Annotated in this window: 14 protein-coding genes; 1 reads left to right on the forward strand and 13 read right to left on the reverse strand. The window is 74.4% G+C overall.

Features of this window, described 5'->3' with window-relative positions; genetic code table 11:
• Positions 1 to 167: 167 nt before the first annotated feature.
• From guaA to C7M71_RS11545, 7 genes are all read right to left on the reverse strand, one after another.
• Positions 168 to 1,763 (reverse strand): glutamine-hydrolyzing GMP synthase, encoded by a 1,596-nt coding sequence (guaA, locus tag C7M71_RS11515; RefSeq protein ID WP_111493021.1) that lies wholly within the window; start codon positions 1,761 to 1,763, stop codon positions 168 to 170.
• A 97-nt stretch (positions 1,764 to 1,860) separates the two neighbouring features.
• Positions 1,861 to 2,181, reverse strand: a complete 321-nt coding sequence (locus C7M71_RS11520) for a chorismate mutase (protein ID WP_111493022.1) — start codon at positions 2,179 to 2,181, stop codon at positions 1,861 to 1,863.
• 1,148 nt (positions 2,182 to 3,329) lie between these two features.
• Positions 3,330 to 4,973, reverse strand: coding sequence for a succinic semialdehyde dehydrogenase (locus tag C7M71_RS11525; RefSeq protein ID WP_111493023.1), 1,644 nt, complete (start codon positions 4,971 to 4,973; stop codon positions 3,330 to 3,332).
• Between the two features lie 64 nt (positions 4,974 to 5,037).
• Positions 5,038 to 6,453 (reverse strand): dihydrolipoyl dehydrogenase family protein, encoded by a 1,416-nt coding sequence (locus tag C7M71_RS11530; protein WP_111493024.1) that lies wholly within the window; start codon positions 6,451 to 6,453, stop codon positions 5,038 to 5,040.
• Positions 6,454 to 6,633: 180 nt separating this feature from the next.
• Positions 6,634 to 8,463, reverse strand: coding sequence for a serine/threonine-protein kinase (locus C7M71_RS11535; protein ID WP_111493025.1), 1,830 nt, complete (start codon positions 8,461 to 8,463; stop codon positions 6,634 to 6,636).
• 279 nt (positions 8,464 to 8,742) lie between these two features.
• The gene (locus C7M71_RS11540; protein ID WP_162824219.1) at positions 8,743 to 9,999 is read right to left on the reverse strand and encodes a protein kinase family protein; all 1,257 of its coding nucleotides are present in this window, start codon (positions 9,997 to 9,999) and stop codon (positions 8,743 to 8,745) included.
• 105 nt (positions 10,000 to 10,104) lie between these two features.
• Positions 10,105 to 12,504: a serine/threonine-protein kinase gene (locus C7M71_RS11545; protein ID WP_111494322.1), complete on the reverse strand. Its 2,400-nt coding sequence runs from the start codon at positions 12,502 to 12,504 to the stop codon at positions 10,105 to 10,107.
• A 475-nt stretch (positions 12,505 to 12,979) separates the two neighbouring features.
• Between C7M71_RS11545 and C7M71_RS11550 the strand changes: the two genes are divergently transcribed.
• Positions 12,980 to 13,567 (forward strand): hypothetical protein, encoded by a 588-nt coding sequence (locus C7M71_RS11550; protein ID WP_111494320.1) that lies wholly within the window; start codon positions 12,980 to 12,982, stop codon positions 13,565 to 13,567.
• Between the two features lie 86 nt (positions 13,568 to 13,653).
• On the opposite strand, the gene C7M71_RS11555 is transcribed toward C7M71_RS11550, so the two are convergent.
• The 6 genes from C7M71_RS11555 to C7M71_RS11580 all read right to left on the reverse strand — a co-directional run bounded on the left by C7M71_RS11555 (position 13,654) and on the right by C7M71_RS11580 (position 19,281).
• Complete coding sequence (locus C7M71_RS11555; protein ID WP_111494318.1) at positions 13,654 to 14,781, reverse strand: GuaB3 family IMP dehydrogenase-related protein; 1,128 nt, start codon at positions 14,779 to 14,781, stop codon at positions 13,654 to 13,656.
• A 123-nt stretch (positions 14,782 to 14,904) separates the two neighbouring features.
• Positions 14,905 to 15,927 carry an endo alpha-1,4 polygalactosaminidase gene (locus C7M71_RS11560; RefSeq protein ID WP_229758671.1) on the reverse strand — a complete coding sequence of 341 codons (1,023 nt, stop codon included), beginning with the start codon at positions 15,925 to 15,927 and terminating at the stop codon, positions 14,905 to 14,907.
• The gene (locus C7M71_RS11565; protein WP_111495587.1) at positions 15,924 to 16,592 is read right to left on the reverse strand and encodes a spherulation-specific family 4 protein; all 669 of its coding nucleotides are present in this window, start codon (positions 16,590 to 16,592) and stop codon (positions 15,924 to 15,926) included. The genes C7M71_RS11560 and C7M71_RS11565 overlap by 4 nt, the downstream gene beginning before the upstream one ends.
• Before the next feature lie 29 nt (positions 16,593 to 16,621).
• Entirely contained in the window at positions 16,622 to 17,521 is a 900-nt protein-coding gene (locus C7M71_RS11570) for an NAD-dependent epimerase/dehydratase family protein (RefSeq protein WP_114914327.1), read from the reverse strand.
• Positions 17,522 to 17,525: 4 nt separating this feature from the next.
• Entirely contained in the window at positions 17,526 to 18,239 is a 714-nt protein-coding gene (locus tag C7M71_RS11575) for a nucleotidyltransferase family protein (protein WP_111495314.1), read from the reverse strand.
• Between the two features lie 25 nt (positions 18,240 to 18,264).
• Positions 18,265 to 19,281, reverse strand: a complete 1,017-nt coding sequence (locus C7M71_RS11580; protein WP_111495312.1) for an SDR family NAD(P)-dependent oxidoreductase — start codon at positions 19,279 to 19,281, stop codon at positions 18,265 to 18,267.
• Between the last annotated feature and the right edge of the window lie 32 nt (positions 19,282 to 19,313).

Here is a 19,313-nt window from a genome sequence, read left to right on the forward strand (position 1 = left end):
CTGCCGATCCTGCCCGGACGCGCACACTTTTGGCCACAGATAGCACGCAGCGGAGTGGTCAGAGGTTCAGTGCAGCGGGTGGCGGATCGAGCGGGCGCCCGGAAAAACGGCCGCGCCGCCACCCGAGGAAGCTCGGGGGCGGCGCGGCCGTCGGCAGGGGGAGGGGATCACTCCCACTCGATGGTGCCCGGGGGCTTGCTGGTGACGTCCAGCACCACCCGGTTGACGTCGGCGACCTCATTGGTGATGCGGGTGGAGATCTTCGCCAGCACGTCGTACGGCACCCGCGACCAGTCGGCCGTCATGGCGTCCTCGGACGAGACCGGGCGGAGCACCACCGGGTGGCCGTAGGTCCGGCCGTCGCCCTGGACGCCGACCGAGCGGACATCGGCGAGCAGCACCACCGGGCACTGCCAGATGTCGCGGTCCAGACCGGCCGCGCTCAGCTCGGCGCGGGCGATGGCGTCGGCCTCGCGGAGCAGCTCCAGCCGCTCCCGGGTGACCTCGCCGACGATCCGGATGCCCAGGCCGGGGCCCGGGAAGGGCTGGCGCCAGACGATCTCCGGCGGCAGGCCCAGCTCCAGGCCGACCATCCGGACCTCGTCCTTGAAGAGCCGGCGCAGCGGCTCCACCAGCTGGAACTGCATGTCCTCGGGGAGGCCGCCGACATTGTGGTGGGACTTGATGTTGGCGGTGCCGGTTCCGCCGCCGGACTCCACCACATCGGGGTAGAGGGTGCCCTGGACCAGGAACTCCACCGGCTCGCCGGTGGCACCCGCCTCCTCGACCACCTCGCGGGACGCCTGCTCGAAGACCCGGATGAACTCCCGGCCGATGATCTTGCGCTTCTGCTCGGGGTCGGCGACCCCGGCCAGCGCGGTCAGGAAGCGCTCCTGCGCGTCCACCACCTTCAGCTGCACGCCGGTGGCGGCCACGAAGTCCTTCTCGACCTGCTCGGCCTCGCCCTTGCGGAGCAGGCCATGGTCGACGAAGACGCAGGTCAGCTGGGAGCCGACGGCCTTCTGGACCAGGGCGGCGGCAACCGCGGAGTCCACGCCGCCGGAGAGGGCGCAGATGACCTTCTTGGAGCCGACCCGGGCGCGGACCGCCTCGACCGACTCCTCCACCACATTGCTGGTGGTCCAGGACGGGGCCAGGCCCGCGCCACGGTAGAGGAAGTGCTCCAGCACCTGCTGGCCGTGCTCGGAGTGCAGCACCTCGGGGTGGTACTGGACGCCGTACAGCCTGCGCTCGTCGCACTCGAAGGCGGCGACCGGGGCGCCGTCGGTGTCGGCGGTGACCGTGAACCCCTCGGGGGCCTCGGAGACCGAGTCGCCGTGCGACATCCAGACCGAGGGGCCGCCGGGGACGCCCTCGAAGAGGGTGGAGCCGGGCTGCGAGACCCGCATCGGGGTGCGGCCGTACTCGCGGAGCCCGGTGTGGGCGACGGTGCCGCCCATGGCCAGGGCCATCGCCTGGAAGCCGTAGCAGATGCCGAAGACCGGCACCCCGGCCTCGAACAGCTCCCGCTCCACCGCGGGGGCGCCGTCCGCGTAGACGGACGAGGGGCCGCCGGAGAGGATGATCGCCTTGGGGTTCTTGGCCAGCATCTCCGCCACCGGCATGCTGTGCGGGACGATCTCGCTGTAGACACGGGCCTCGCGGACCCGCCGAGCGATGAGCTGGGCGTACTGTGCGCCGAAGTCCACGACCAGGACGGTGTCGGTCGGCGGCTCGGTCTGTACGGGGGTCGCTGATGCCACGTGCGGCCTTCCGGCGGGTCTGCGGGGTTGGACCTCCAGTCTACCGGCCGGGCGCCCGCAGCCTGCCGGGGCAGGCTGCGGGTGGCATCCGCCCTGGTCAGACGCGGCCTCGGCAGAGTTCCAGCAGCAGCTTGGCGACCTCGGTGCCGGGTCGGCCCAGCTCCGCGCGGAAGCGTTCCAGGATCTCCATCTCGCGGGCCAGTGCCAGCCGGGGGCCGCCGGTGGCGGTCCGGGCCGCCTGCACCTCGGCGGAGGCGGCCATGCGCTGCTTGACCAGTTCGATGATCCGGGCGTCGAGGTCGTCGATCCGGGCCCGGGCGCTCGCGATGGCGGCGGCTGCCTCGGCGGGGTCCATGGCAGGGGCATGGGCGGGTGCGGGGGCAGGGACGGAAGCGGGGGCGGTGGTGGTGGAGCTCATGGTGTCGTCCTCATTCCTCGGGGCGGGGTGCCCCTCGGCCGACCTCGGCCCCGACGGACGACAGGCGCCCCGGGCCTTGTCGGCCCGGGGCGCCTGTGCGGAGTCTGCGTCAGTCGTTCACGCGGCAGCGCCATGGCATCCGGACCCGCCGGTGCCATAGGTAAACGAGAAGTGCTGCGCTGCGCTGGACATGTGCACCAGTATGGCGCGGCCCCGGCCACCGGGCCACCGCTTCCCGGATGGTGAGACCCGGTCGGCGGCGCCCTCGCGGGCCCTTTCACCCGTTCGGCACGGGCGGTGGGCGTGACCGGCCCCCGCCCGGACTCGTTGACCCCTGCGACCGTACGAGCGCTTCCGCACCAGCCAGGGCGGACCGCCGGCCCCTCGCACGGGGCCGTCCAGTACGGCACGTAGGACCACGCGTGGAACTTCCAGTCCACCGGCGCGTTGAGGCGCGTGGCCCGCTCCCGCAACCGGCTCGCGCCGGTCGGGCCCGGGCCGTGCGCCGTGGGACACCGCGCAGGTGCTGTGACCGGAAAGCAGGGGACAGCGGCCCGGTCACGACTGAAAAGGAAGGGCGGCCGGTCCCGGGGACGCCCGGGCCGGCCGCCCCGCCGACAGTGCCGCTCCGACCGTATGCGGGGCGCACAACCGCTCCCGACCAGCGCACACTTCCATTTTGCGCGCCCCCCTTGTGCGCCCTTTGCGGAGCGTGACAATCGCCAGGCCGCGCCACCCCGTGGGTCCGCGCTCACCCGCAGCGGTGAAACGGCCGCAGCGGAGTCTGCCGAACCGGTTGCACAGACCCCTCCTGGTCCCTCACGATGCTGGTGAGGGGTTCACCGCAACCGCGTCGGCGGGGGCGGTGACCGCCGGGTCCGACGAGGCTGGGCCCGTGCGATGACAACGGTTATCACCTCACGCTCCGTGATCGTCACGCCCAGAACCAACCCCCCAGAACCAACCCCCGGAACCAACCCCCCCCCAGGGCGGCGCTCCTCCCCCGGCGCCGCCCCCCAGCACCGGCGCTGCCCTGACGCCGAGTGCTGAACGACAAAGGGCCCCGCTACCGGCGGGGCCCTTTGCCTGTGTCCTGCCTGCTGTCCCGCCTGTGTCGTCCCTCGAAGTGCAGCGGCTACGTGCAGCGGCTACTTGAGGCGGAGGGCCTTGAGGGCCCTGAGGCTCCGGGTGAAGAAGGCGGCGAACCGCTCGTCGTCCATGCCCAGCGAGGGGGCGATGGGCAGCAGCCGCTGGGTGGCGATGGTCTGGGCCTCGGTGAACCTGAGGATGCCCTCGGCGCCATGGCGGCGGCCGAGACCGGAGTCGCCCATGCCGCCCATGGGGGAGGCGCTGGAGCCATAGGCGGCGGCGTATGCCTCATTGACGTTGACGGTGCCGGTGCGCAGCCGGGCGGCGATGGCGCGGCCACGGCGGGTGTCGCGGGTCCAGACACTGGAGTTGAGGCCGTAGCGGGTGGCGTTGGCGCGCTCGACGGCCTCCTCCTCGGTGTCGCAGCGGTAGACCGAGACGACCGGGCCGAAGGTCTCCTCGGTGCAGACGGCCATGGTGTCGTCCACGCCGTCGAGCACGGTGGGCTCGTAGAAGAGCGGACCGAGGTCGGGCCGGGCGCGTCCGCCGGTGAGCACGGTGGCGCCGTTCCGCACGGCCTCGTCCACATGCCGGGTGACGGTCTCCAGCTGGCGCCGGGAGACCAGCGACCCCATGTCGGCGCCATAGGCGAGGCGGGTGCCCAGGCGCATCGCGCCGACCCGGGCGGTGAAGCGGTCCAGGAAGGCGTCGGCGACGGCGCGGTGCACATAGAGGCGCTCGATGGAGATGCAGAGCTGCCCGGCAGAGGAGAAGCAGGCCCGTACGGCGCCCTCGGCGGCCCGGTCGAGGTCGGCGTCGGCCAGCACCAGCAGGGCGTTCTTGCCGCCGAGTTCCAGGGAGGCGCCGACCAGGCGGGCGGCGGCGCGCTGGGCGACCTCGCGGCCGGTGCGGGTGGAGCCGGTGAAGGAGACATAGTCGGCGCCGTCGACCACGGCGGGCCCGACCACCGGTCCGTCGCCGATCACGATCTGCCACACCTCGGGGGGCAGCCCGGCCTCGACCAGGAGTTCGCGGACCCGGAGGGCGGTGAGCGCGGTCTGCGTGTCGGGCTTGTTGACCACGGCGTTGCCGGCCGCGAAGGCGGGCAGCGCATCACCGGCGCAGAGCTCCAGCGGGTAGTTCCAGGGGGATATCTGGCCTATGACGCCCTTGGGGCGGCGGGCCTCCACGGTGTGGGTGAGGACCGGTACGGCGCCGCCGCGCCGGCGGTCGCGGAGGTAGCCGTCGGCGGCGCGGCCGTAGTGGCGGGCGGCGCCGGCCACCGCCAGTACCTCCTCGAAGGCGTGCACCCGGGCCTTGCCGGTCTCGGCCTGGATGACGTCCAGGACCTCGTCCTGACGACGGAGCAGCAGGTCGTGGAAGCGGAGCAGTACGGCGGCGCGGCGGCGGACCGGCAGGGCGGCCCAGTCGCGCTGGGCGGCGCGGGCCCGTCGGTATGCCTCGGCGACATCGGCGGGGGTGGACTGCGGCAGCTCGGCCAGCACCTCGCCGGTGAAGGGCGCCCGGGTGGCGGCGCGGGCGGCTCCGGGTCCGGCGGTGACGGCGCGGGTGAGGCGTGCGACCAGGTCGGGGGTGACCGCGTCGGCGACCGTCCGGCCGCCGGCGGGCGCGGTGGGGTTGCCGCCCCGGGGTGCCTTCGGCGTCTCGGTTCCGCTCTGGCTGCCCTGTTCGATTCCGGTCATACCGCGAAGCGTAGGCGCTGCCGAGCGGCTTGGATACCCGCCGGTAACCGGCGCGGTCGCCGGATCAGGTCAGCTCGCGCAGTGCGTCGCCGATCGCCCGGTGGAAGGTGGGGTAGGCCCAGATCGTCTGCGCCAGCTCCGCGACCGGCAGCCGGGCCCGCACCGCGACCGAGAGCACCCCCAGCACCTCGCCGCCGTACGGCCCCGCGACCGTGCCGCCCACCAGCACCCCGGCGTCCGCGTCGGCGACCAGCTTGACGAAGCCGTCACCGCCCGGCCCGTGGATGAAGCCACGGGCGGTCGCCGCCAGGTCGGCCCGGCCGATCCGCACCGCGATCCCGCGCTGCCGCGCCTCAGCCTCGGTCAGCCCGACCGCGCCGATCTCCGGGTCGGTGAAGGTGACCCGGGGCACCGCGTGGTACTCGGCCTGCGGGCCGCCCCGGCCGAGGATCGCCCGTACCGCCACATCGGCCTGGTACATCGCCATATGGGTGAACGCCCCATGGCCCGTCACATCGCCGACCGCCCAGACCCCCGGGCCGCCCGGGTCCTGACCGGGCACCCGCATCCGGGCGTCGACCGGCAGCGCGGGCGCGGTGTCGTCCACCTCCAGCACCCCAGCGCCCAACCGCGTCAGGTCCACCCGCCGCCCGGCGGCCACCAGCAGCCGCTCCGCCGTCAGCCGCTCCCCGCGTGCGCACTCCACGGTGAACCGCCCGCCGTCGTAGGACACCGACGCCGGCTCGGCACCGGTGTACACCTCCACGCCGTCGCTGGTCAGGGCGCGCATCAGCACCTCGTCGACCTCCGGCTCCTCATGTCCGAGCAGCCGGGGCGCCACCTCCAGCACCGTCACCGCCGTGCCGAACCGCTGCACGACCTGCCCGAACTCCAGCCCCACCGCGCCGCCGCCCAGCACCAGCAGCGACTCTGGCAGCTCCGCCGCCTCGACCATCTCCCGATTGGTCCAGTACGGGGTGCAGGCCAGCCCCGGCACCGGTGGCACGGAAGGCTCCGAACCGACCGCGAGCACCACGGCCCGGCGTGGCCGCAGCACGGTCTCCCCGCCGTCCATGCCCCCCACGGTGACCTCTCCGGGCGCGGTCAGCCTGCCCCGGCCGCGCAGGAACCGGCCGCCCCGGGAGGTGAAGCGGTCGACGGCAGCCTTGTCGTTCCAGTCGTCGGTGGCCTCCCGCACCCGGCGGGCGACCGGCCGCCAGTCCGGGTGCACCATGGCGGTTCCGGCCGTGCCCGGGATGCGGTGGGCCTCGGCTACCAGCCCGGCCGCCCGCACCATGATCTTGGAGGGGATGCAGCCCCAGTACGGGCACTCGCCGCCCAGCAGCCGCTCATCCACGCCGACCACGTCCAGCCCGGCGTCGGCCAGCCGCCCGGCGACCTCCTCACCGCCCGGCCCCATCCCGACGACCACGGCGTCCACCTGCTGGGGCTGCTGCGGCAGCCGGTCCGTGACGGCCATGACGGCCTCCTCCCGGAGCACGTGGGCGGCGCGGCACCGGAGCGGGCGGGCCGCATCCGGCCTCACTTCCACCGTACGCGCGTGGCGGCGATCGGTCCCGGGGTCCGCCGGACGGGCGGCGACCACCGCGCGGCGGGGGCCGGTCACGCGGTGGCGGGGGCCGGTCGCGCGGTGGCGGGGTCAGTCGCCGGTCGGGGCGAAGCTGTTGCGCACGGTGTAGAAGCGCTGCTCGCCGGTCCGCCAGTCGGGCTCCGGGTAGTCGAGGTAGATGGCGTACTCGGTGCCGTCGGCCCGGTACAGCTGCTCGATCACATGGCGGGGACCGGTGCTGGCGTCATAGGTGAACTCCCAGACGGCGCCCGGGTGGCCCTTGTACTTGTTGGAGACCATCTGCAACCGCGCATAGCTCGGCGACTGCTCGACGGCCTGCTCCATGGCCTGCGCATGCGCCAGCGGGGTGCTGGTCTGGCCGGTGATCACCGAGAAGCGCAGATAGTGCTTCTTGCCGTCCGGGCTGTAGTCGATCTGGCCCTGGTCGGTGGTGCGTACCCAGGTGTCACCACCGCTGGGCAGCAGAAAGCGGAAGCCGCCCGGGTCGTCCGTCCAGCTGTAGCCGTCGGGGGCGGTACCGTCCTGGCCGCCCGGCGAGTCGCCGGGGCTCCGCGACGGCGCGGACGGGGACAGGGACGGCGAGGAGGACCGGTGGCCCTGGCCGCTCGCGCCCTCGGCGGCGTCGGCCTTCCCGTGGTTCAGGGCCACATATGCGGCGCCGCCGCCGAGCAGCGCGGCCACCAGAGCGGCCGCGACCAGCAGCGGGACCCTCGGACGCCCGGCCCGGCGGACCGTAACGGCGGAGTGGGCACCGGCGGAGTGCGTCCCGGCGGAGTGCGTCCCGGCGGTCGGCGGCACTGCTTCGAGGGCGGTGGGCTGGGGCGGCGGGACGGCGCCCGGCGCGGAGACGGCGCTGTCGATGCGGTCCACCACCGGCACCACCTGCGTCGGGGTGCGCTGCGCCGACGGTGGCGCCGCCGTGATGTCCATGGTGTGGCCGGCCGCGACGCCCTCCAGCATCCGCATCGCCTCGTCGGCGCTCGGCCGGGCGTGCGGGTCCTTCTCCAGCAGCGCCCGCAGCACCGGCGTGAGCGCCCCGGCGCAGCGCGGCTCGGGCAGCGGATCGCCCACCACAGCGGCCAGCGTGGAGAGCGGCGAACCCCGGCGGAACGGCGAGTCGCCCTCCACCGCCGTGTACAGGGTGGCGCCGAGCGCCCACAGGTCGGACTCCGGGCCGGGCCGGTGGCCCTGCGCCCGCTCGGGGGCGAGGTAGTCGGGCGAGCCGACCAGGTCGCCGGGGCGGGTGAGCGCCGAGGAGCCCTCGAAGGTGGCGATGCCGAAGTCGGTGAGGACCACCCGGCCGGTGCCGCGCTCCAGCAGCACATTGGCGGGCTTGACGTCGCGGTGCAGCACGCCGACCTGGTGTCCCCGGTGCAGCGCTGCCAGCACCTGGGCGCCGACCCTGGCCGCGTCGCGGGGCAGCAGGGTGCCCTCCTGGGAGATCACATCGGCCAGCGAGCGGCCGTCGATCAGCTCCATGACGATCCAGGGGCGGCCGTCCTGCTCCAGGACGTCATGGATGGTGATCACACCGGAGTGCTTGATCCGGGCGGCGGCGCGGGCCTCCTGCTTCATCCGCGACTGGAGGATCGCCAGATCCTCCTCGGGGAGGTGGCGGACGCTGAGTTCCTTGACCGCGACCTCGCGGTCCAGCATCCGGTCCTCGGCCCGCCACACCGTGCCCATGCCGCCACGGCCCAGCCGCTCGCCGAGCAGATACCGCCCGGCCAGCAGCCGACCGTCGCGCGGGCCCTGGGGCGGCGCCCCGCCGCCGGTGCCCCCTTCGGCGGCTCTCCCGCCACGTCCCTCGCCGGGCCCCTCGCGGTGTCCCTCGTTCTGTCCGCCGGTGCCGCCCGCAGTCGCGGCAGCGCCCGGTACGGAACCGTCCTGCGCGCCCATATCCGTGCTCCCCCTCGTCTGCGTCCCGCCGCACCGGCAGCTGGTGCGGCGCCGCACAACGACCCCCGTCGCCCAACGCCCGGGTCCGGTCCCGGCGCGCGCCACTGCTCACCACTCGAACATGCAGCACTCGACCACGCACTGGTGGAACATGCACTGGTCGAACATGTACTGGAGACAGGTTAGGCGCCCATCCGGGCCCCGCACATCCCGCCCCCGCCCGTGTGACCCGGTCGTGACTCGGCAGGAAAACCCCCGAATTCCCATCCGGACGGAACGTCACCCCGCCAGCAGGACCGTCATCAGCAGCACCAGCAGCACCACCAGCATCAGACCGCCCACCAACAGCGGCCCCAACAGCCCAGGACGCAGCAGCCCAGGACGCAGCAGCCCGGGACGCAGCAGCCCCGGGCGCGCATGCCGGGGCGGCCCATGCGGATGGTCGGGGTGCGGGACCGGAGCGCCACCCCGGCGGCGCCGCTCCACCGCCCCGGCCGGACGGACGGCGGGCAGCAGCGCGGCGACACCCGACGCATCCGGGTCGTACGGCTCCGGCGCGCGGGCCAGCAGCTCCGCCAGCCGCCGCCGCACCAGTGCGGGGTCGGGCCGGGCCGCCGGGTCCGGGTGCAGCAGCTCCTCCACCAGCGGGCGCAGCGGACCGCATGCCTTGGCGGACGCCTGCCGCCTGGCCCGTACGGCGTCGAAGAGGACCCCGACATCCTCCTCCGGAAAGGGCGCCCGGCCGGTGAGCATCCGGAAGAGCAGTACCCCGACCGCCCAGCAGTCGGCAGCCGGGCCGACCGGCTCCCCCGGCAGCGGCTGCCGGGGAAGCGGCACCCGGTCACCGCCCGCCGGGCCGACCTGCTCCGGCGCCCACCGCTCGGCGCACGGCCCGGCCAGCGCGGCCCGGACGTCCCGGGCCCGCAGCCGGGCCAGGGTCCAGCCGGGGCCCGGCGGCCCGCCGTCCGGGCCGTCGCAGAGCGCCTGCTGCGCGGCACCCGTACCCAGCCCGCCCAGCATGGCGGTGCCGTCCTCGCAGATCAGCACGGTCTCGGGGGTGATGTTGCCGTGTACCAGCCCGGCGGAGTGCACCGCGCGCAGCGCGCCCAGCAGATCCCCGGCGATCTCGGCGGCCCGGTAGAGCGGCAGCGGGCCGCGCTCCAGCAGCCGGGCGAGCGGCACCCCGGGCAGCCGCTCCCCGGCCACCCACAGCCGGCCGTCCTGCTCGAACGCCTCGTAGTCCTGGACCAGCCGGGGGTGCGCCGGCGCCGCCTCGGCCGCCCGGGTCGCCCGCCGCACCGCATGGGCGGCGGCTGCGGACTCGGGCTGCTCCGCGCCCTCCTCGGGCGGCAGTCCGTAGACCGTGTCCAGGCCGTCGTCCAGCAGCTCGGCGCCGACCACCTCGGGCAGCGGGGTCGCCTCCAGCAGCACCGGCAGCCCGGTGACCGAGTCGACCGCCTCGCCGCGCCACGACACGCCGGACTCCGCCGGGCGGCCGGTCAGCCGGTAGCGCCCGGCCAACAGCCGTCCCGACACCGGTGGCAATGGCCCTCCTCCGGGGCCCAGCGTACGTCCCGGCCGTGACGTCACCGGCCTCACCCGCCCCGGCGGCGCGGCGCCGGGGCAGCGGGTGACGCCGGGTCAGTCCTGGGCCTGGAAGGTGGCGAAGGCCACGTCACGTGCCTGCTTGGCCTCGGCGCTGTTCCACTGGTCCTCGGGGGTGGTCCACCGGATGGAGTACGCGTGCTTCTTGTCCACCACGAAGGCCCTGCTGAGGCTGTGCTTGAGCGCCGGGTCCCGGTTGTAGGTCCACTCCCAGTCGGCGGCCTGCCAGCCCCGGAAGTCCGCCCTGTGGATGTCGCCGATCCGGTGGTAGAACGGCCAGCCGGAGTGCGCCTGCTGCTCCATCGTCCGCCAGTCGGCGACCACGTCGTCGGAGGCGTCGTCGCGCTGATGCACGATCAGCACCCAGTCCTTGTACTCCAGTTGCACGCCGCCGTCCTTGCCCTGCCCCGTGTACCTCATGCCCTTGGGCACCTGGATGGAGAAGCCCTCGGCGCTGCTGGTGTAGGTGGTGAAGCCGTCGGGGACGCCGCCGGTGCCCGTGCCCTTGCCGCTGCCGTCGGGGACGCCGCCGTGGTCGTCGCCCTGGTCGTCGCCCTGGTCGTCGGAGCCGCCGTGGTGGTCGGGGTCCTCGCCGGTCCCCGACGTGGGCGAGGTGACGGGGCCGGGGCCGACCGGGGCGGCGGGCGGGGCGGATGCCTGGCCGGAGGAGCCGGTCGGTGCCGAGGGGGTCGGAGCCGAGTCGGACGGGGTGGTCGTGGTGGAGGACTCGGACGACTTCGGGGCGAGGTTGCCGGGACGGCCGCCCGAGGCCCGGGTGTCCGACCCGTCGGAGCCCGACATGGCCCGTACGCCGAGCACCACGGCTGCCACCAGCACCACCAGGGCGGCGGCGTAGACCAGCAGGGCGCGCGGGGAGGGGTTGCGCTCGGCGGGCGGCTGGGAGCGCCACTCCTGTAGGCGCCGGCCCGGACCGCCCCCGTACACGGTGCCGCCGCCGGGCCAGGCCGGAGCGGCCCCGGGCGCGCTCGCAGGGGCGGCGGCGGGGGCGGCGGTCTCGGCGGCCGGGAGCACGGCGGTGGCCGGTGCATCGGCGCTCTCGGACGGCGAGGTCGCGGCGGCGGCGGTCTTGGCTGCCTTGGGCGTCTTGGCCGTCTTGGCTGTCTTGGCTGTCTTGGGCGTTGCCGGTTTCGGCGCCGGGGATGGCTTGGTCTCGGGTGCCTCGGCCTTGGACTCCACCGGCTCGGTCCCGGCCGACGTACGGGCCGCAGGCACCGCGCCCTGCGCTCCGTCCGCGTCGGCCTCGGCCGCCTCCGCCGACTCCGCCGACTCCGGCTGCGCCGTACGGCTGCCGACCCGGACCGTGCCCAGCAGGCCGCCCAGCACCCCGGCACCGCGCCGCGCGGAGCCTGCCGAACCCTCCGCCGGGGACTCCGCCTCAGCGTCCGCCGACAGCTCGGCCTTCTCGGCCTTCTCCGGCGTCTCGGCCTTCTCCGGCTTCTGCCGCTTGCCCGGCGCCGCCCCCTGCGGTGGCACGGAGCCAGCCTTGTCCTCGGCAGGCTTGGGGTCGTCGGCCCCGGTCACCGGGAGCACCTTGGTCTCCCCGACCTCGGCGACCTGCCGGGTGGTGGCCTCGGCCCGCTTCCCCGCCTCGGCGACGATCCGGCGCAGCATCGTCCGGGTGGTGGACTCGTCCAGCCGCTCGTCGGGGTCCTTGAGCAGCAGCCCCTCGATCACCGGGGCCAGCGGCCCGGCGTTGTGCGGGGTCTTCAGGTCCTCGGTCATCACGGCGGTCAGGGTGGAGATGGCCGAGCCCCGGTCGTACGGCGGTCGGCCCTCGACCATGGCGTAGAGCGTCGCGCCGAAGGACCACAGGTCGGCGGGCGGGCCGGGCTTCTGGCCGCGCGCCCGCTCGGGCGAGATGTAGGAGGGGGCTCCGACCAGCATGCCGGTGGAGGTGACCGACGGGTCGCCCTCCACGCTGGCGATGCCGAAGTCGGTGAGCACCACCCGGCCGTCGTCGCCGATCAGCACATTGGACGGCTTGACGTCGCGGTGCAGGATGCCGTGGCTGTGCGCGGCGCGCAGCACTCCCAGCAGGTCGAGGCCGATCTCGGCGGCGCGCTCGGGCTTCAGCGGGCCGTCCTGCTTGATGACGTCCGACAGGGAGCGCGACTCGACCAGCTCCATCACGATCCACGGCCGGTCGTCCTCGTCGACCACGTCGAAGACGGTGACGGCGGCTGCGTGGCGGATCCGGGCGGTGGCCTTGGCCTCGCGCAGGGTGCGGGTGATCAGGCGGCGCTTCTCCTCCTCGTCCACGCCGCCGTGGAAGCGCAGCTCCTTGACCGCGACGACGCGTCCGAGCATCTCGTCCTCGGCACGCCACACGGTGCCCATGCCGCCGCGCCCGAGCACCGAGTCCAACCGGTAGCGGCCGGCGAGGAGTCGGCCGGTGGAGCCCTGCGCCTGGGTCATGGATGCGATCCCCTAGTGGTGCCAGTCGACATGATGGTGCGTCGGCCCAGGCCGCACGGACCGCGCGGCTCAGGACCGGAGGCCGGGTGGACCGGTGTCCGCGTGTTCCCCCGCGCCCCCGGCCGCCCGAGCGTCCATCATCCCCTGAACACCCGTCGGTCCCACAGTCGGCCCCTCGCTCCGTTCGGAGGCAGGCGGACAGACGTGCCCCGTGCGCGCACACGTGCAAGGACGTGCGCCTCGGCTCATTGGTTCCCGCCGTCCGACTGCCGTCGGCGGCCCAACCGTTCGGTACCGGGCGATTCCCGGCAGGGAGCGCCACGTCGTTGCCAGTCCGTCACCGAAACACGGTGTCGCACCCGGGTCCGGCGCTGCTAGCGTTCCGGCCCGTTCCCACAGGGCACTCCCGCCTTCCGGCCGGTCCGGAGGCGGCTCCGCCGTGCTCTTCGTTCCACTCTCACCTCGGGGGATCTCCATGGCCACGCCCACGCCCGACGCCGTCGGCGAGCCCGACACCGCGGCAGCCGCACCCGCCGCACCCACCACGCCCACGGCCGACCTCGCCGACGTGCCGGGGCCGCCGCCCGGCACGGTCGGCGCCCCGCTGCCTCCGCCGTCGCCGTACCTCCAGGCGCCCGCACCGACGTCGCCCACCGCGTCCCGGGCCGGTCTGGGCATCCTGGCCGCTCTCGCCGCCGCCCTGGTCGGCGCCGCCGTCTACGGCGGGATCATCCGCTTCACCGAGCGTGAGATCGGCTATGCCGCGCTCGCGGTGGGCGCGCTGGTCGGCGCCGCGCTCGGCAAGGTCGGCGGGCGCAGCCAGACGCTGCCGATCCTCGGGGTGCCGATCGCCCTGCTCGGCGTCTTCCTCGGGCAGCTCTTCGGCCTTGCGCTGCTGGTCGAGCATGAGCTCGGGGTGTCGCTGTCGACCATCGTGCTGGACCACCCGGGTGCGCTGTACGACACCTGGAAGGACGAGCTCAGCTTGATGGACCTCTTGTTCTTCGGCATCGCCGGGCTTGAGGGCTATATCTTCGCCAGGCGGCTCGGCGAGCGCGGCTGACACCGCCGCAGACGGCCGGCGGACAGCCGAAGGGGCCCGGGACCTGCCGCTGCGGCGGGTCCCGGGCCCCTCGGTCGGGCCGTGGGTCAGCGGCGGCCGGTCTGCGGGGAGACGGTGACCTCCACCCGCTGGAACTCCTTGAGCTCCGAGTAGCCGGTGGTGGCCATCGCCCGGCGCAGCGCGCCGAAGAGGTTCATGGTGCCGTCGGGGGTGTGGGAGGGGCCGAGCAGGATCTCCTCGGTGGTGCCCACGGTGCCCAGGTGGACCCGCTTGCCGCGCGGCAGCTCCTCGTGGACGGCCTCCATGCCCCAGTGGTTGCCCCGGCCGGGTGCGTCGGTGGCGCGGGCCAGTGCGGCGCCGATCATCACCGCGTCCGCGCCGCAGGCCACGGCCTTGGCCAGGTCGCCGCTGTAGCCGACGCCGCCATCCGCGATGACGTGGACATAACGGCCACCGGACTCGTCCATGTAGTCGCGGCGGGCCGCGGCGACATCGGCGACGGCGGTGGCCATCGGGACCTGGATGCCCAGCACATTGCGGGTGGTGTGGGCGGCGCCGCCGCCGAAGCCGACCAGCACACCGGCGGCGCCGGTGCGCATCAGGTGCAGGGCGGCGGTGTAGGTGGCGCAGCCGCCGACGATCACCGGTACGTCGAGTTCATAGATGAACTGCTTGAGGTTGAGCGGCTCGGCCGCGCCGGAGACATGCTCGGCGGAGACCGTGGTGCCCCGGATCACAAAGACGTCGACGCCCGCGTCCACGACCGCCTTGGAGAACTCGGCGGTGCGCTGCGGGGAGAGCGCGGCGGCGGTGACCACTCCGGAGTCGCGCACCTCCTTGATCCGCCGGCCGATCAGCTCCGGCTTGATCGGCTCGGTGTAGATCTCCTGGAGGCGCCGGGTGGCGGCCCGCTCGTCGGTCAGCTCGGCGACCTCGGCCAGCAGCGGCTCGGGGTCCTCGTACCGGGTCCAGAGGCCTTCGAGGTTGAGCACCCCCAGGCCGCCGAGGCGGCCGATGGCGATGGCCTGCGCGGGCGAGACCACGCTGTCCATCGGGGCGGCGAGGAAGGGCAGCTCAAAGCGGTAGGCGTCGATCTGCCAGGCGATCGAGACCTCCTTGGGGTCCCGGGTGCGCCGGCTCGGTACGACGGCGATGTCGTCGAAGGCGTACGCCCGCCGCCCCCGCTTGCCCCGCCCGATCTCGATCTCGGTCACGTCCAGCCCTTCCGCCGCCTGGTGATCATCGTGGCCTCGGGCGTACCGCAGCGCGGCAGCGACCTCGGCCTAGTCCAGTATCCCGGAGAACCCGGGACCGGCAGCACCCGGCTGCCGCCGAGGTCAGCACGGCTGCCGCCAGGCGCCCAGTTCAAGGCGTTTGGCCATGGCGCTGATGCCCAGCCGCCGGCTGTCCGCGCAGAAGCGCTCCGGCGGCACGTTGTACTCGGCGTTGAAGACCGCCTTGCCCGCGCTGACGAAGGGGACCAGCCGGTCGCACTCGTCGTACTCGGCGCACTGCTCGTTCACCGCGAAGTCGAAGACGCCGACCAGCTGCGGGATCTGGTCGAGGTCGTTCTTCAGGCCGACGGCCAGGCCCCGCTGGTGGGCCAGCGCGGCAATCGCCCGGTTGTAGGCGAGCTGCTGGGCGGCGGTGAGCGGGAAGCCGCTCTTCTCGTGGTGGTTCTCCACCAGGTCCGGCTCCACGGCGTCGAAGCCCTTCGCCCGGCACATGTCGAAGCGCTTGGCCATGATCGGCAGCAGCACGTCGGTGCGGCGGATGTCCAGGGTCCGCTCGCCCTCCCAGCCGTTGCCGTTGCCCCGGACGGACGCGGGGAAGGCGTCCGCGTCCGGCCGGTAGTCCTCCCAGGCTCCGACGTTGATGTAGCAGATCACCTTGCGGCCCCGGGCGTGCAGCGCCGCGACGGTGGCGGCGTCGTTCTCGAAGCCGTCGATGTCGTAGACCTGCGCGTCCACGTCGAGGTCGATCCGGCCGCCCAGCTGCCACTGCCAGGAGGTGCCCGGACGCGGCTGCCAGCGTCCGGCCGGGCGGGACGGCCCGGCGGCGCCGGCGGCGGTACCGGCGGTGGCAGCGGTGCCGGACGGGACGGGCGCCGGGGCGCGGGTCCGGCCGGGACCGGCCGAGGGGTGCCCCGGCGTGGCCGGGCCATGGCTGGGGCTATCGGCGGTGGGGGCGGCGCTGGTGGCCTCGTCGCTGGGGCCGCCGCTCGGGCGGGCGGCCGCGCCGCCGGTGGGCCCGCCGGACGGGGCCCGCCCCGCGTCCGTGGCCCGTCCCCCGTCGGCGCTGCCGCAGCCCGCCACGGCGACCAGGGCCAGCACGGCGGCGGCGGCCAGCACGCGGCTCACCGGAGTCTCCCCAGGGCCGCGCCGACCGGTTCCCGCAGCGCCTCCGGCAGCTCCTGCCAGGGGTTGGACCCGCTGCCCGGCACGGCGCAGTGGACGCCCGCCCCCCGCAGCCGGGCGGTACGGGCGGCCAGCCCGCCCCGGCCGGTCGGCACCCCGTGCACCAGATGGCAGAAGAGGTCCGCCGGATGGTCGGCGGTCCACCGCTCCACCCCGGTCTCCAGATATGTCTCCCAGCTCCCCTCGAAGGTGACCAGCAGCTCGGCCAGGTCCGGATCGGCATAGCCGGGGTCCGGATGGGTGCCATGCCCGAGCACGGTGGTACCGCACCCCAGCGCCCGGGCCGCCACGGTGAGCCGCCGCTGGTACGGCAGCAGCTCGGGCTCGGCGCCCACCTGGTCGAAGTAGACCCCGGCGGTCCCGTACCAGTCCCGGTACCGGAGCAGATCCTCCACCACGGCGGCATGCGGGCGGAGCCCATAGCCGGTGTCCACATAGCCGAGCAGCCGCACCCCGGCCTCCCGCAGCTCCCCGGCGACCTCGGCGAAGGCCGGGTCGGGGGCCGTGCCGGGGCCGTCCGCGACATTGAGCACCACCCCGTACAGCCGGTCGGCGGACCTGGCCAGCACGCGCCAGCCCTCGCGGTCCACCGCCGGATGGACATACATCGGCACCAGCAGGCCCGCCGTCCGCTCCGTCACGCCGCCGACTCCGCGACGGGACGGCCGGACCAGAGGTCGGCCAGCGAGTCGGCCAGCGGGATGCCCGGCCGCCAGCCCAGCGCCCGTGCGGCGGCGCCGATGTCGGCCTGCTGCCAGGAGACGGCGGCCGAGCGCTCGGAACCGGCCCCGCCCTCGTCGATCCGGCCGCGGAAGCCGGCCACCGCCGCCAGCCCGGTGGCGACCTCCCGGACCGGCCGCGCGGCGCCGCCGGCGATGTTCAGCACCCGGGGCAGCGCGGTGGGGTGCACGGCGGCGAGCGCCACCGCGCGGGCGATGTCGCGGACGTCCACGAAGTCCCGGTGCGCGGAGAGGTCCCCCACCCGGACCACGCCATGGGACCCGACGCGGCGCAGCTCGTCCACCAGCCGCCCGGGCAGCGAGTCGGCGGGGGCACCCGGGCCGACCGGGTTGAAGACCCGCAGCACCACGGCGTCCAGCGGGGAGTCGGCGACGGCCAGGGTGCCGGCCAGCTTGGTGGCGCCGTAGAGGCCGACCGGCCGGACGGCGGCGGACTCGTCCAGCGAGGTGCCGCGCGGGCAGGCGCCGTACTCGGCCGCCGAGCCCAGGTGCACCAGCCGGGCGTGCGGCGCCGCCTCCCGCAGGGCGGCGCAGAGCACGGCGGGGCCACGGGCGTTGAGCCCGGTCAGCCGTACGGCGCCGCCGCCCACCGCCCCGGCGCAGTTGACCACGGTGTCGGGGCGCAGCCGCCGCAGGGCGGCGCCGAGGTCGGCGGGGTCGGCCGTCGCCAGGTCGATCCGCAGCCCGGCCCCGGCCGCGCGACCGCCGGTGACCAGCTGCGCGCCGGGCAGGGCGCGCAGCCGGCGGGCGGTGTGGGCGCCCAGGTAGCCGGTGGCCCCCAGCAGCAGGATGCGCATCCGGTCACGCCCCCCGGAGCAGCAGATCGCGGTTGCCGGAGAACTCGGCGTTGGCCCGGTCGTAGTCGTCCGGGCGGCCGATGTCCAGCCAGTAGCCGTCGAACTCGTAGGCGGAGGGCGGGTTTCCGGCGTCCAGCAGGTCCAGCACCAGGTTGTCGAAGCCCAGCGGCAGGCCGGGGGTGTAGCGGGCGAGGGTCTCCCGGGAGAGGCCGTAGACGCCCATCGAGACCCGGTAGTCCATGCTGGGCTTCTCGGCGAAGCCGGTGACCCGGCCCTCGGTGGTGGTGAGCACGCCGAAGTCGATGGCGACCTTGCGGGCGTAGGTGGCGATGGTCAGCGGGGCGCCGGACTCGCTGTGGTGGCGCAGCACCGCGCCGTAGTCCAGGTCGGTGAGGATGTCGCCGTTCATCACCAGGAAGTGCTCGGGCAGCCGGTCCAGCATGGTGAGCAGCGGTCCCATGGTGCCCAGCGGGCTGTCCTCGACGGAGTAGCCGACCCGCAGCCCCCACTGCGAGCCATTGCCGACGTAGGCGCGGATGATGTGCCCCAGATGGCCGATGGCCAGGGTGCAGGTGGTGAATCCGGCTGCGGCGAGCTGCCGCATCACGATCTCCAGGATCGCGTGCTGGTCGCCGATCGGGACCAGCGGCTTGGGCAGCGCGGTGGTGTACGGGCGCAGCCGCACTCCCTTGCCCCCGGCGAGAATCACTGCGTGCATCTGGAGTCCCCCTCCTGATCGTTCGTCAGACGTTGTACAGGTCGGTCTTGTAGCGGGCCAGGTTCGCCGGGTCGCGGAAGAACGCGATGGTCCGCAGCAGCCCCTCCTCCAGGGAGTGGGCGGGTGCCCAGCCGGTGGCGGCGCGCAGCCGGGAGGCGTCGCAGACCAGGCGCATCACCTCGGAGGCGGCCGGGCGGATGCGGTCGGTGTCCTCGCGGACCTCCACCTCGGTCTCCATCAGCTTGCCGACCAGCGCGACCAGGTCGCCCACCGAGATCTCGCCGCCGGTACCGGCGTTGAAGGTGCGGCCGACGACCTGCTCGGCGGGCGCGGTACCGACGGTGGCGAAGGCTTCGGCGGTGTCCTTGACGAACATGAAGTCGCGGGTGGGCCGCAGGTCCCCGAGGGTGATGGTGCGCTGCCCGGCGGCCAGTTGGCCGATCACGGTGGGGATCACCGCCCGCATCGACTGCCGGGGCCCGAAGGTGTTGAACGGGCGGAGCGTGACCACCGGGGTCCGGAAGCTGGCGTGGTAGCTGTCCGCCAGCCGGTCGCCGCCCGCCTTGGAGGCGGCGTACGGGGACTGGGTGCAGATCGGGTGGTCCTCGGTGATCGGCACGGTTTGCGCGGTCCCGTAGGTCTCACTGGTGGAGGTGTGCACCAGCCGGGGGATCTCCAGGTGCCGCACCGCCTCCAGGACGTTCAGGGTGCCGGTGACATTGGTCTCCACATAGGAGTGCGGCGCCTGGTAGGAGTACGGGATCGCGATCAGCGCGGCGAGGTGGTAGACCGCCTCGGTGCCCTTGACCAGGCCGGTCACCGAGCCCGGGTCGCGGACGTCGCCGAGCACGATCTCGACGCTCTCCAGCACGTCGGCGGGCAGGGTCTCCAGCCAGCCGAAGGAGGAGAAGGAGTTGTACTGGACCATGGCGCGCACCCGGTGCCCGCGGGCGACCAGCGCCTCCACGAGGTGCGAGCCGATGAAACCCTCCGCGCCGGTGACGGCGACGGTCTGCGGGGTTCCGGTGGTGGCGGTCGTCATGAACGGCCTTTCTCGGCAGGTCGGCAAGTCAG

It is taken from the genome of Peterkaempfera bronchialis (assembly GCF_003258605.2).
GTDB lineage: Bacteria > Actinomycetota > Actinomycetes > Streptomycetales > Streptomycetaceae > Peterkaempfera > Peterkaempfera bronchialis.